The sequence below is a fragment of the Dokdonia ponticola genome, from assembly GCF_042653865.1.
In the GTDB taxonomy this organism is placed as follows: Bacteria; Bacteroidota; Bacteroidia; order Flavobacteriales; family Flavobacteriaceae; genus Dokdonia; species Dokdonia ponticola.
The window spans coordinates 184,570-200,791 of sequence record NZ_JBHSFV010000008.1 but is presented as its reverse complement, the minus strand read 5'-3'; the positions used below and the strand labels follow the sequence as shown (position 1 = coordinate 200,791).

2 protein-coding genes are annotated in these 16,222 nt (G+C 33.8%); both read left to right on the top strand.

Annotated features, from left to right (window positions below; genetic code table 11):
• Positions 1–27: 27 nt before the first annotated feature.
• Positions 28–3,354: a non-ribosomal peptide synthetase gene (locus tag ACFO3O_RS13780; protein ID WP_379979773.1), complete on the top strand. Its 3,327-nt coding sequence runs from the start codon at positions 28–30 to the stop codon at positions 3,352–3,354.
• A gap of 181 nt (positions 3,355–3,535) precedes the next feature.
• The gene (locus ACFO3O_RS13775; RefSeq protein WP_379979771.1) at positions 3,536–16,183 is read left to right on the top strand and encodes an amino acid adenylation domain-containing protein; all 12,648 of its coding nucleotides are present in this window, start codon (positions 3,536–3,538) and stop codon (positions 16,181–16,183) included.
• Positions 16,184–16,222: the final 39 nt, after the last annotated feature.

Here is a 16,222-nt window from a genome sequence, read left to right as displayed (position 1 = left end):
TTCAAATTAACTTTAAAAACTTACGTCGTGATAGAACATTTAATACATACGCTACAGTCGTCAAAAATAGGACTCAAGGTTGTAAACGGAAGTCTTAAAATTAACGCTCCAAAGGATGCTCTGACTCAAGAGATTATTGATGAGATTAAAGCTCATAAGAGTGCGTTAATCGCATTGCTTTCTTCTTCAGAATCTATACCAAAAGCAGAAAAGAAAGCGTATTATGCACTTACTTCTTCTCAACAACAATTATGGACATTAAGCCAATTTGACGCAGGAAATTCTGCTTATAATATATTTGAAGCATTTGAATTTAAAGGAACGCTATCTTTTGAGAAGCTATCAGTTGCTTTTAATAAATTGGTTGCGAGACACGAGAGTTTACGTACTGTTTTTAAAGAAGATGAACAAGGAGTTCTTGGGCAGTTTGTCATCCCCGTAAATGAATATAACGGGAAATTAGAATTTGTAGATTTAAGTAATGCTACAAATCAAGTACTAAAAGATCACTCAGATACCATTCAAAGACATGCTTTTGACCTAGAAAAAGGACCTTTATTTCTTGGCGAGATTGTAAAAGTAGCAGAAGAGAAACATATCTTAATGCTGAACATGCATCACATTATTGGAGATGGATGGTCAATGAGTGTATTGAGTACAGAATTTATGACCATTTATAATGGGTTGTGTAAAGGAGAAGAAGTTGTATTACCAGAGTTATCTATTCAATATACAGATTATTCAGAATGGCAAAACAGCGATGCTAGACAAGAAGTTTTAGAAAAATCTAAAGCATTTTGGTTAGATACATTTTCTGGAGATCTGCCTATTTTAGAATTACCCTCCAATACGATCAGACCTAAACTTAAAACTTATAACGGATCTAGTATAGATTATATATTTTCTAAGGAATCTACGTCCCAACTTAATACCTATGCGCAACAAAACGGGATGACCTTATTTATGGTACTCATGGCAGGTCTTAATGGGTTACTATCTAGATATGCAAATACGAGAGATATTATCCTAGGAACTCCTGTAGCAGGAAGAGAACATACAGATTTAGAAAATCAGGTAGGTTTATATTTGAACACACTAGCCATCAGAACAGCTTTTGAAGAAACTGCTACTTTTGAAGAGTTACTAGCTATACAAAAAGAGACCTTATTGAAGGCGTATTCTCATCAAGAATATCCTTTTGGAAGTTTGGTTGAGGCACTTGATGTACAAAGAGATTTGAGTAGGTCTGTGTTATTTGATGCACTGGTTGTTTTTCAAAACCAACAAGGATTATTGGTGTCTGGAGGCCTGGTCTTAGATGGTGTTGAGGTAACTCCATATCAAAATATGGATAAGTCATTTAGTAAATATGATTTGAGTTTTATCTTTTCAGAAGAAAAAGAAAAGTTATCATTACACATAGAATACAATACAGATATTTATGAATTAGACTTTGTAGAAAGTTTAAATATTCATTTCGAGAATTTCTTAACCAAAGCTATTCAAAAACCACAAGAAAAAGTAGCGACGATTAATTATCTAACCTCAGAGGAGGAGTCTAGATTACTCAACGATTTTAATAACACAACGGTTGAGTATCCAGATACTACCCTAGTAGATCTGTTTGTAAATCAAGTAAAAAAGACACCAGATGCTACCGCTTTGATGTCTGGTGATATGAGTTTTACGTACAAAGAGTTAGATGAGTTATCAAATCAGTTATCACACTATTTATTGAGTACTTACAGCTTAGAGCAAGAAAATTTGGTGGGGGTAAAATTAGATCGTAGTGAGTGGTTACTTATTTCATTATTGGCTGTTCTTAAAGCAGGATGTGCCTATGTTCCTTTAGATACCAAGTATCCTGAACAACGCATTGCGTATATAGAACAAGATAGTCAGTGTAAAGTAACCATAGATGAAGAGGTGATCATAGCTTTTAAAACAGCCGAACCTATTTCTAAGGAATTGCCTAAAATACATATAACGTCAGAAAACTTAGCGTATATTATTTACACTTCAGGATCTACAGGAAAGCCAAAAGGAGTCATGATTACACATAAAAATGCTTCTTCAATGTTGCATTGGTCTGCGAGTGAATTTAGCGATACTCCTTTTGAGGTATTATATGCAGTAACGTCACATTGTTTTGACTTATCTGTGTATGAATTTTTCTATCCTTTAAGTATTGGGAAGCCTATCCGATTATTAGATAGTGGATTATCTATCAGTGATTATATAGATACGGATAGTCATATTTTGATAAATACGGTTCCTTCTGTATTAAAGATGCTCATCGATAAGGAAGTTAATTTTTCTAATGTAGCAGGAATTAATCTTGCAGGAGAGCCATTTCCAGCCAGCATTACTTCTTATTTCAAAGATTCAGGAATTGCCTTACGTAATTTATACGGCCCATCAGAAGATACGACCTATAGTAGTATCTATCGAGTAGAAAAAGAGTACGATCGTTCCGTCCCTATTGGAAAGGGGATTCATAACACTCAGTTTTACATCCTTTCAGATGCATTAGCATTACAACCCATAGGTGTTATTGGAGAAATTTGTATTTCTGGTGATGGCATATCAAGAGGATATTTACATCAACCAGCATTAACAAAAGAGAAATTTGTCGTTAACCGCTTTCGCGAACCTGCCTCGCTAGCAGGCAGGAGCGGAACCTTATATAAAACCGGAGATCTAGGAAAATGGCTACCCAATGGTACTATAGAATATGTAGGTAGAAAAGATAGTCAAGTAAAAATACGTGGACATCGAATAGAATTAGGAGAAATTGAACATGTATTACAATCACAAGAAGGTATTGATGAATGTATTGTGATGGCTTCAAAAGTACAAGACGAGTTAGTTGTTGTTAGTTACTTAGTAAGTGCATCTTCAATAGATAAACAAGAACTTCGTTTGTCATTGGGGCAAGAATTGCCTGAATATATGTTACCGAGTTATTATGTATTTCTGGATGAAATGCCATTAACGCCAAATGGTAAAATAGACAAGAAAGCACTACCGCCTGTGAGCTCTGATGACGTTATAAAACGTGAGTACGTAGCCCCATCAAACGAAATAGAAGAAACACTAGCTCAATTATGGGAAGAAGTACTAGGGCTAGAAAAAATAGGTGTTACCGATAACTTTTTTGAATTGGGGGGTAATAGTTTAAAAGCCACGGTTTTAATTAATAAAATCAATAAAGCCTATAACACACGCTTTTCCATTCAAGATTTATACGAAACCCAAGAGATTACAGGAGTTTCTAAGAAATTACAATTTATTGTTTTTCAAAATCAATTAGAACTAGAAACAGCTGATAATTTGGATGAAATAACGATTTAACCCCTTCATTTTTAACAAGCATTTATTTCTTAAACGCATGGTTATGTACAATAGCCATGCTTGTTAACGCCCTTTTCTTAGGTCGTTGTAATTACAATCAATTGATAATTAGTTGATACTAGTAGCGTCGTAACTCTAGAAACCATTTTGTTGTTTCAAATTAACTTGAAAAAATTATATCGTGATAGCACATTTAATACATACGTTACAGTCATTAAAAATTGGACTTAAGGTAGTAGACGGAAATCTCAAAATCAATGCTCCTAAGGGAACGTTGACTCCTGAGATTATCGATCAAATCAAAATGCATAAGAGTGAGCTAGTTGCATTGCTTTCTTCTTCGGAGTCTATTCCTAAGGCAGCAAAGAAAGACTATTACGCGCTTACTTCTTCTCAGCAACGTTTGTGGACATTAAGTCAATTTGAGGCAGGCAATACCGCATATAATATATTTAATGCATTTGAATTTAAGGGAGAAATAGATATTGATGTTTTATCGTTAGCTTATATTAAATTAATAGAAAGACATGAGAGTCTTCGTACCATTTTTAAAGAAGATGAGCAAGGACAACTAAGTCAATATATAATTCCCATGGAAACCTACACTGGAGCTTTACAGTTTGTAGATTTAAGTGATGCAACTACTCATGATATAAGAGCTTATTCTGAAGCAATGCAAATGCAAGCTTTTAATTTAGCTCAAGGGCCGTTATTTATAGGATCGATTGTTAAGGTAGCCGACCATAAGCATATATTGATGTTTACCATGCACCATATTATCGGAGATGGTTGGTCTATGGAACTACTAAATAAGGAATTTATAGTGCTTTATAATGGCCTTTCTTTAGGGCAAGAAGTGATATTACCAGAATTACCTATTCAATATAAGGACTATTCAGAATGGCAAAACACAGATACTAGAAAAGCATTATTAGAAAAATCTAAAACCTTTTGGTTAGATACTTTTTCAGGAGCATTACCTGTACTAGAATTACCTTCTTATAAGATTAGGCCAAAGCATAAAACATATAATGGTTCTAGTATTTATCATAAATTTTCTGAAACATTCACATCTCAACTTAATACATATGCTCAGCAAAATGAGGCAACATTATTTATGGTTTTGATGACTGGAATTAATGGATTACTCTCTAGATATGCAAATACGAGAGACATTATTTTAGGAACACCCGTAGCCGGAAGAGAGCATAGTGATTTAGAAAACCAAGTTGGGTTATACCTAAACACACTAGCTATTCGTACAAGATTTGAACAAACTACAAGTTTTGAAGAGTTACTTGCAATACAAAAAAACACATTATTAAATGCCTATACACATCAGGAATATCCTTTTGATCGTCTGGTAGAAGAACTTGAGATAAAAAGAGATATAAGTAGATCTGTATTATTTGATACACTTGTTGTTTTTCAAAACCAACAGGAATTATTATTTTCTGAAGAAGTAAGTCTTCAAGGTATTGAAATATCTTCATATGATCATATACAGAAGTCATTTAGCAAGTTTGATTTAAGCTTTTCTTTTGCAGAAGTAGGGGGGAGAATACATTTAAATCTAGGATATAATACAGATATTTACTTATCTGACTTTATAGAAAAGATCATATACAATCTTGAGTGTTTTTTAGAAATAGGAATTTCTAACTCAAAAGAAAAAATTGACGTTATAGATTTTCTTTCACAAGAAGAAAAGCAGCAAGTACTAGTTGATTTTAACAATACTCAAGTTACATACTCAAAAGAAAAAACAGTTATTGATTTATTCTTAAATCAAGCAAAGGAGACACCAGATGCAACAGCAATACAATGTGATAATAAAAACATATCATATCAAGAGCTAGATGTTTTATCCAATCAATTAGCTTATTATATTGTAAATACCCATAAAGTTTCTAAAGAAGAAATCATAAGTATAAAATTAGAAAAAAGTGAGTGGTTTGTTATTAGTGTACTTGCAGTGCTTAAGGCTGGATGTACCTATTTACCTATAGATATAAATTATCCAGAAGAAAGAATCACATATATAACATCCAATAGTGATTGTAAATTGACTATTGATGAAGCATTACTTACTAATTTTAGAATGTCAGATACGACATATCCTAGAGAGTTTGCCACAGAAATTTCAGAACTAGCATATGTAATTTATACTTCTGGTTCAACAGGAAAGCCAAAAGGGGTGATGGTAGGTCATGACTCATTGGTAAACTATATGTTACATCAATCGGAGTACTACGCATTAGACAAAACAGAGAATATATTGTATTTCTCTAATATTGCTTTTGACGCTTCTATCGAGCAACTATTTTTAGCATTACTAAATGGAGCTTCATTAGTCATTGTATCAAAAGATGACATTATGGACGTTACCAATTTTTCAAAAGTATTAAAGAAGCACAAGATTACTCATTTTCATGCAACACCTAGCTATATAGGTCAAATTCAAGATATAGAGAGTTGCAAAGGTTTGAGAAGAATTATTTGTGCAGGAGAAGCTTGCCCTAAAGAATTAGCAGAGAGATTAGGTAGTAACGTTGATTTTTATAATAAATATGGACCAACAGAAACTACGATAAGTTCAACAATATATAAGTATGATGCTCAAAAATTTATAGGTCAATCTGTACCTATCGGAAAGCCTATTTCTAACACAGAAATTTATATTCTTTCTGAAGATGAGTTATTACAGCCTATGGGGGTGGTAGGGGAGATTTGTATTTCTGGCGACGGATTGTCCAGAGGCTATTTAAATCAGCCAGCATTAACAAAAGAGAAATTTGTTTTTAACCGCTTTCGCGAAAGCGGAACCTTATATAAGACCGGAGATTTAGGAAGATGGCTTCCTGATGGTAATATAGAATTTGTAGGTAGAAAAGATGACCAGGTAAAAATACGAGGTTATCGTATTGAACTAGGAGAAATAGAAAACACATTAGTAGCTACAGATAGCATTAACCAAGCCGTTGTGACGGTATCTGAGTTTCAAGGAGAAGATGTTTTGGTCGCTTATTATACTAGTGATGAAGTAGTTGATAAGCAAGTTTTACGTACTTCTTTACGTAGTGAATTACCAGATTACATGGTGCCAAGCTATTTTGTAGCATTAGATATGATACCGTTAACAGCAAATGGGAAAGTAGATAAAAAAGCATTGCCGGTAATCGCTTCAGAAGATCTCATAAAAAATGAATATGTAGCACCAGTTACAGAGGTAGAGCAACAACTAGTTGCCATTTGGGAAGAAGTTTTAGGAATGCATCCTATAGGAATTACAGATAACTTTTTTGAATTAGGCGGTCATAGTCTTAAAGTCACTTTAATCGTCAATAAAATTAAAAAAGAATTAGGGCTAGAGCTTTCTGTAAAAGATGTCTTTTTACATCCTACTATTTCAGAAATTACAGGTCTTCTAACAGAGAGTACGCAAATATCGATTCCGAAGTCTGAAGATAAGCCAAGTTATGCTTTGACCTCATCACAACGTAGACTTTGGGTATTAAGTCAGTTTGAACAAGGGAGTATCGCTTATAATATTCCAGCTGTTTTTCAGTTAAAAGGCAGTTTGGATATTACGCTAATAGAAGAAGTTTTTTCTATTTTAATAGCTCGTCATGAGAGTTTGCGAACTCGTTTTATGCGCGATGATCAGGAAGAGGTACGTCAGTATATACTTTCTTCTAGCGATGTTAATTTTTTGATAGAACAACAAGACTTGAGCGATGTAAAAGATCAAGAAGCAGCGATTGCAGATGTTCTTGAAGCAAACAATAGTCATTGTTTTGATTTGAGTAATGCGCCTTTAGTGAAGGCAGGTTTGGTTAAGTTGGCTACAGATGATTATTTACTTGTACTGAACATGCACCATATTATTAGTGATGGATGGTCTATGGAGGTATTGAGTAAGGAGTTTATGATGGTGTATGCTTCTTTAGTAAAAGGAGAAGCAATTACATTACCAACGCTTTCCATACAGTATAAAGATTATGCAGAGTGGCTAGCAACAGAAGCAGGGCAATCTAAATTAGTAGCATCTGAGACCTATTGGTTAGGTCAATTTGATGGAGAATTACCAATATTAGAACTCCCTACGTTTACGGCGAGACCAAAAATTAAAACTTATAACGGAAATGCGATAAACCATCATTTTTCTAAAGAGCTCAGTATAGCGTTAAGAACATTTTCAGAGCAGCGAGGAGTTAGCTTATTTATGACATTAATGGCAGGTTTGAACGCATTGCTTTCTAGATATGCAAACACCACAGATATTGTATTGGGAACACCTGTAGCTGGAAGAGATGAAGTAGCATTAGAAAACCAGATAGGATTATACCTAAATACACTAGCCATACGTACACAGTTTGATAACACCTTTAGTTTTGAGGAGTTATTAGAACTTCAAAAGAATACGTTGTTAGATGCGTATGCATATCAAGAATATCCATTTGATAGCCTAGTAGATACATTAGATGTTCAACAGGATACGAGCAGGTCTGCTTTATTTGATGTGATTGTAGTATTACAGAATCAGCAAAACTTATTTGGAGGAAAAGAAGTGGCTATAAAAGGATTAGAAATAGCACCTTTTACAAAACAACACCGTCAAGTAAGTCAGTTTGATTTGAGTTTTATTTTTTCAGAAACCACTGATCAATTATCATTACATCTGGATTACAATACAGATATCTACGAGAAGAATTTTATTGAGAATTTAGTAAGTCATTTAGAGAATTTATTTAAAGCTTGTCTTGAAAATTCTAATCAAAGTATCACTAAAATAAATTTCTTAACTGAAGAAGATACGCATCAATTGGTCACTAGTTTTAATGATACAAAAGTACCATATAATATTGAGAAGACTATTGTTGAAGTATTTGCAGCGCAGGTAGAGAAGACTCCAGACGCTATTGCTCTTACGTATAATAAAAAACAACTCACATATAAAGAGATAGATGCCTTATCAAATCAGATGGCACATTATTTACTCTCTAACTTTGAGTTGTCAAATGAAGATATTGTTGGGGTTATCTTAGGTCGTAGTGAGTGGCTAGTCATCTCTCTATTATCTGTTTTAAAGACAGGATGTGCTTACGTACCCATTGATCCAAGTTATCCTAAGCAACGTATTGAATATATTCAAGAGGATAGTAATTGCGTGATCACCATAAATGAAGCGGTCATAGACTCATTTTTACATACAGAAAACCTGCCTACATCACTTCCAAAAGTACATATAGCACCTTCAAATTTGGCTTATGTGATTTACACATCAGGTTCTACAGGAAGACCTAAGGGAGTCATGATAGAACATAGAAGTGTATTGAATTTATGTTTTTGGCATATAGACGTATACGGAGTTACACCATCCAGTAGAGGAAGTCTTTATGCAGGAATTGGGTTTGATGCTTCGGTATGGGAGATGTATCCTTATTTAGTATCTGGAGCTTCATTATTTCCAATTTCTGATTCAGAAGTTAGATATGATGCAACTCTTCTTGCAGGATTCTTGAAAGAACATGCAATTACACATGCGTACTTACCTACAAAAATTTGTGAAGCATTAATAGCTCAAGATATTACATTAGAAAATACAAAAATTTTAACAGGAGGAGAAGCACTTAAATTCCCAGAAGGAAAACAAGGATTACATATTTATAATAATTACGGTCCTTCAGAAAACACCGTAGTCACCACAAGTTTTGATCTTAAAAATCGTGTAGGTGAAAGTATTCCAATAGGAACTCCAGTATCCAATACTCAGATTTATATTCTTTCTGAAGATGAGTTATTACAGCCATTAGGTGTTGTAGGGGAGATTTGTATTTCTGGCGATGGATTGTCCAGAGGCTATTTAAATCAACCAGCATTAACAAAAGAGAAATTTGTTTTTAACCGCTTTCGCGAAAGCGGAACCTTATATAAGACCGGAGATTTAGGAAGATGGCTTCCTGATGGCAATATAGAATTTGTAGGTAGAAAAGATGACCAGGTAAAAATACGAGGTTATCGTATTGAACTAGGAGAAATAGAAAACACATTAGTAGCTACAGATAACATTAACCAAGCCGTTGTGACGGTATCTGAGTTTCAAGGAGAAGATGTTTTGGTCGCTTATTATACTAGTGATGAATTAGTTGATAAGCAAGTTTTACGTACTTCTTTACGTAGTGAATTGCCAGATTACATGGTGCCTAGCTATTTTGTAGCATTAGATATGATACCGTTAACAGCAAATGGGAAAGTAGATAAAAAAGCATTGCCGGTAATCGCTTCAGAAGATCTCATAAAAAATGAATATGTAGCACCAGTTACAGAGGTAGAGCAACAACTAGTTGCCATTTGGGAAGAAGTTTTAGGAATGCATCCTATAGGAATTACAGATAACTTTTTTGAATTAGGCGGTCATAGTCTTAAAGTCACTTTAATCGTCAATAAAATTAAAAAAGAATTAGGGCTAGAGCTTTCTGTAAAAGATGTCTTTTTACATCCTACTATTTCAGAAATTACAGGTCTTCTAACAGAGAGTACGCAAATATCGATTCCGAAGTCTGAAGATAAGCCAAGTTATGCTTTGACCTCATCACAACGTAGACTTTGGGTATTAAGTCAGTTTGAACAAGGGAGTATCGCTTATAATATTCCAGCTGTTTTTCAGTTAAAAGGCAGTTTGGATATTACGCTAATAGAAGAAGTTTTTTCTATTTTAATAGCTCGTCATGAGAGTTTGCGAACTCGTTTTATGCGCGATGATCAGGAAGAGGTACGTCAGTATATACTTTCTTCTAGCGATGTTGATTTTTTGATAGAACAACAAGACTTGAGCGATGTAAAAGATCAAGAAGCAGCGATTGCAGATGTTCTTGAAGCAAACAATAATCATTGTTTTGATTTGAGTAATGCGCCTTTAGTGAAGGCAGGTTTGGTTAAGTTGGCTACAGATGATTATTTACTTGTACTGAACATGCACCATATTATTAGTGATGGATGGTCTATGGAGGTATTGAGTAAGGAGTTTATGATGGTGTATGCTTCTTTAGTAAAAGGAGAAGCAATTACATTACCAACGCTTTCCATACAGTATAAAGATTATGCAGAGTGGCTAGCAACAGAAGCAGGGCAATCTAAATTAGTAGCATCTGAAGCATATTGGTTAGGTCAATTTGAAGAAGAAGTACCCGTGTTGGAACTCCCTACATTTAAAGCAAGACCAAAAATAAAAACCTACAATGGAGATTATCTTACACATACATTTTCTGAAGAAGTACGTAATCAAGTACACACCTTTTCAGAAAATAATGGGGTAAGCGTTTTTATGACATTAATGGCGGGTTTGAATGCATTGCTTTCTAGATATACAAACACTACAGATATTGTATTAGGAACACCTGTAGCTGGAAGAGATCAAGAGGCATTAGAAAACCAGATAGGATTATACCTAAATACACTAGCCATACGCACACAGTTTGATGATAAGGCATCTTTTGATACACTATTAACTCTTCAAAAAGAGACCCTTTTAGATGCTTATGCACACCAAGTATATCCTTTAGATGATTTAATAAATACGTTAGATATACCAAGAGATACTAGCCGGTCAGCATTGTTTGATATTATGGTAGTATTTCAAAATCAACAAAACTTATTTGGAGAACATAAGGATGCTAGCATAGATTTAGAAATAAGTCCTTACATAAAACAACATCGCCAAGTAAGTCAGTTTGATATTAGCTTTGTTTTTTCCGATCAACATGAAGAATTAACGTTACAACTGGAATACAATACAGATATTTATGATATTGTTTTTGTAGAAAAAATAGCAACACATTTTGAAGAACTCATAAAAGAATGTATTGCAAAACCAACCCGTCGTATTACAGAAATATCTTATACGACAAAAAGTGAGCGACAACAATTACTATATGATTTTAATAAAACAGATGTAGTATATCCTAAGGATAAAACTATTGTAGAACTGTTTGTAGATCAGGTAAAAGAGACCCCAGAATCAATAGCAATTATTTTTAAAAATAAGGAATATACGTATAGAGAATTAGATGAGGTATCTAATAGACTAGCTAATTATTTACTTAAACACTATGATTTTGCTATCGAAGATTTAGTAGGCGTAAAACTTGACAATAACGTATGGCAGATCATTTCTATCATAGCCATTTTAAAAGCAGGATGCGCCTATGTGCCAATTGACACAAATTATCCAGTACAACGTATAGCGTATATGGAACGGGATAGTGCGTGTAAAGTAACGATAGATAAGGACGTACTTGAAGCTTTTAATAGTAGTGAAGAAATTTCTAATGTATTACCTGCAATTAAGTATTCGTCAAATAACTTGGCATATGTCATGTATACTTCTGGATCGACAGGAAACCCTAAAGGGGTCATGGTAGAGCATAAGAATATTATACGTTTAGTAAAATCCGCAAACTTTTATCAATTATCTACTACTGATGTTTTATTAAGTACAGGTGCTTTTTCCTTTGACGCGACTACGTTTGAGTATTGGGGAACCTTATTGAATGGAGGTTGTTTGGTATTATGTTCAAAAGACACTTTACTAGATAATGAGCTGTTATCTAGTGAGATAAAAGAGAGAAATGTCAATGTGATGTGGTTTACTGCAGGTTGGCTTCAGATGCTAGTAGATACGTCTATAGGATTATTTGCTCCATTATCTACAGTCCTAGCAGGAGGTGATAAATTATCACCAAAACATATAGCCATTTTGAAGAGTACGTATCCAGAATTAGAGATTATTAACGGATATGGTCCCACAGAAAACACTACGTTTTCTCTTACGTATACCATCCCAGAAGTAGGGGAAGATATTCCAATAGGGTATCCCATAAGTAATAGTACTGCATATATTCTTTCAGACAATCTAGATGTGCAACCTATAGGGGTTGTGGGTGAAATTTGTTTAGGAGGGGATGGACTGTCTAGAGGATACTTAAACCGTCCAGATTTAACAGCAGAAAAGTTTGTTTTTAACCGCTTTTGCGAACCTAGTTCGCAGGCAGGCAGGAGCGGAATCTTATACAAAACTGGAGATTTGGGGCGTTGGCTACCAGATGGAAGGATTGCCTTTATGGGGCGTAAGGATACGCAAGTAAAAATAAGAGGATATCGTGTAGAATTGAGTGAGATTGAATATGCATTATTGTATCATAATGAAATTACTCAAGCAGTTGTCATCATTAAAGATGTAGAGGGAGCTAAAGAAATAGTGTCATATATCGTAAGTAAGACATTTGTTGATAAACAACAGTTAAGAGCGTCATTACGTATGATGCTACCTGATTATATGTTGCCAAGTTATTACGTTGTATTAGATACAATACCATTAACATCTAATGGTAAGGTAGATAGGAAATCATTACCAGAAGTGACGTTGGCTGATACGATACAACAAGAATATATAGCGCCAAGAACAGATACAGAAGTTAAAATAGCAAGCCTATGGTGTAATATTCTTCAGAAACATACAATTGGTGCTACTGATAACTTTTTTGAGCTAGGAGGTCACAGTTTAAAAGCGACACAATTAATACATGAGTATCATCAAATTTTTCAGATTAAACTCAGTTTAAAAGAGGTGTTTTCTAATCAAACTTTAGAATCTCATGCTGTACTATTAGAAAAAGCAAAGGTAACTACCCATTATAAAATACCTAATATACCTAAGTCAGAAAGTTATGTGGTATCTGCTGGGCAGCAAAGATTATGGACACTATGCCAATTAGATGGAGGATCTGAAGTATATAATATGCCTTTTCATACGGTTTTGGAAGGAGATTACGATATAGATTGCTTTTGCAAAGCAGTATTAGCTGTAATAGATAGACATGAAATATTGCGTACTGTTTTTAAACTAAATGATGAAGGAGAATTACGCCAATATATAACTTCTTCTGAGGTGCTTGATTTTAAAATTGGGTACACTGATTTTAGAGAAGCATCTGATAGTTTAGGTGATGCGATGCGATATATAAATGAGGATGCTTATAGCTCCTTTGATTTAGAAGTAGGGCCATTATTTCGCGTAAGCCTACTAAGAACAGCAGATGATTCCTATATCTTTTATTACAATATGCACCATATTATTAGCGATGGATGGTCTATGGCAGTTATTTCAAAAGATGTTTTAGCATTTTATGAATCTTTCAAGACAGAAACGCCTTTGGCTATTCATTCTCTTAATATCCAATATAAAGATTATGCTGCATGGCAATTATCTAAATTGGATCAGGATGAGAGTGGTATAGATAAAGCTTATTGGACATCATTATTATCAGGAGAATTACCATTATTAAATTTACCTTCTAGTTTACTGAGACCTTCTATAAAAACACATCATGGAAATGGTTTTAGAACGTATATCTCAAAAGAGGATACATCAGCACTCAAGGATTTTAGTCAACAATACAATGGCAGTTTATTCATAAGTCTATTATCAATTTGGAATGTGTTATTTTATAAATATACTTCTGCAAAAGATATTGTTATAGGAAGTCCAGTAGCTGGTAGAGATCACGCAGATTTAGGAGATCAAATAGGATTTTATGTAAATATGCTAGCGCTTAGAAATAAGATACATCCTTCAGAAAGCTTTGTTTCTTTATTCAATAGAGTAAAAAATACGACCCTAGCATCTTATGAACATCAGATGTATCCTTTTGATCATTTGGTAGAAGCCATAGACGTAAAAAGGGATATAAGCCGTAGCGCTATTTTTGATGTGATGTTGGTCTTACAGAATACGACAGATTTATCATCTGATATGATTATTTCTGAAGAGGATGTCACAACGATTACAGATTCTCATAAAAAAGTTTCAAAATATGATATAGAGATTGGTTTTCAGGAGATAGGGGATTATCTATCGTTTGATATGACATACAATACAGATGTATATGAAGCCGATATGATTAAAAACTTGATGTCGCATTTTAAACAATTGCTTCATAATATATTAAAAACACCATTGATGTCTTTAGATACAATACCATATCTAAAAGAGTCAGAGAAGCATTATTTATTACATGAACTTAATAATACAAGTATAACATATCCAAAAAATAATACAATTGTTGATTTGTTTGTAAAACAAGCTAAAAAGACACCTCATAGCACTGCATTGATTTGTGATGATAAAGAGTTTACATATCAAGAATTAGATGAAAAGTCTAATGAGTTATCTAATTATTTACTGAGTTATTATGAACTCAATAGTGAAGATTTAATAGGAGTCAAAATAGCTCGTGATGAATGGATGCTTATCGCTATCCTAGCAATACTTAAATCAGGATGTGCTTATGTACCTATTGACCCTAATTATCCACAGCAACGAATAGCATATATAGAAGAGGATAGTCAGTGTAAAGTAACTATAGATAAAGACTTGTTGGATGCATTTACAAATGAAAATGACATCCCAAATAAACCACCGAAAGTAACTGTAACAGCAGATGCCCTTGCATATGTAATTTATACTTCAGGTTCTACAGGAAAACCAAAAGGAGTAATGATTACACATAACAATGCGGTTGCTATGTTACATTGGGCAATTCGAGAATTTAAGTATACAGATTTTGATATACTATATGCTGTTACATCTCATTGTTTTGACTTATCAGTATATGAATTTTTCTATCCATTAAGCATTGGAAAGAAAATACGATTGTTATCCAATGGCTTGGTAATAGGAGATTATTTACATACAGAGCGTAACGTCTTATTAAATACAGTACCGTCTGTTATTCAAACACTTTTGGATAAAAAAGTAATTTTTAAAAATGCGGTTGCGATCAATCTTGCTGGAGAAGCGTTTCCTCTTACGATAGCAGATCGTTTTGCTCACTCAGGAATTGAAATGCGTAATCTATATGGACCATCAGAAGATACAACGTATAGTAGTTACTTAAAGTTAGAGGGTTCATATAAGAGATCAGTGCCTATTGGAAAACCTTTGGACAATACACAGTTTTATATTCTTTCAGAGAATTTAGAATTACAGCCTTTAGGTGTTGTTGGGGAAATTTGTATTTCTGGGGAAGGACTCGCAAGAGGCTATTTAAATCAACCAGAATTAACGAAAGAAAAATTTATAGATCATCCATATGTACCAGGAGAGCGTTTGTATAAAACAGGAGATTTAGGAAGGTGGCTATTTAATGGTACGATAGAGTATATGGGAAGAAAAGATAGTCAAGTAAAAGTAAGGGGCTATCGCATAGAATTAGGAGAGATAGAGCATGTGTTAATGTCTTGTAATGATATTGATAAGGCCGTTGTCATGGTAAACAAGGTAGACAATGATCCTGTAATTGTAACTTATTTAGTGAGTAATTCGCCGATAGATAAACAAAAATTACGGGTATCATTAGGAAGTCAATTACCTGATTATATGATTCCGAGTTACTACGTAATACTTGATGCTATTCCGTTGACACCTAATGGAAAAGTAGATAAAAATGCATTGCCGACTATCGAAGAAAAAGATATTATTAAGCAAGAATATGTAGCGCCAGAAACCGATATAGAAAAACGACTCGTAGAAATGTGGGGAGAGGTTCTAGGAATAAAAAAGGTAGGGGTTACAGATAATTTCTTTGAATTAGGAGGTAATAGCTTAAAGGCAATGAATCTTATTTTTAAAATTAAAAATGAGTTTAATACTCAAGTCAATATTCAACAAGTTTTTGTAAATCCAACAATAGCATTCTTAGCTGTTAGTATTGAAAACTCTGTTTGGAATACTCAGCACACAAAAGATTTAAAAAAGATAATTATTTAAGAAAAGAATTTTGTTGATATCAAGTCAACAAATTAAAAG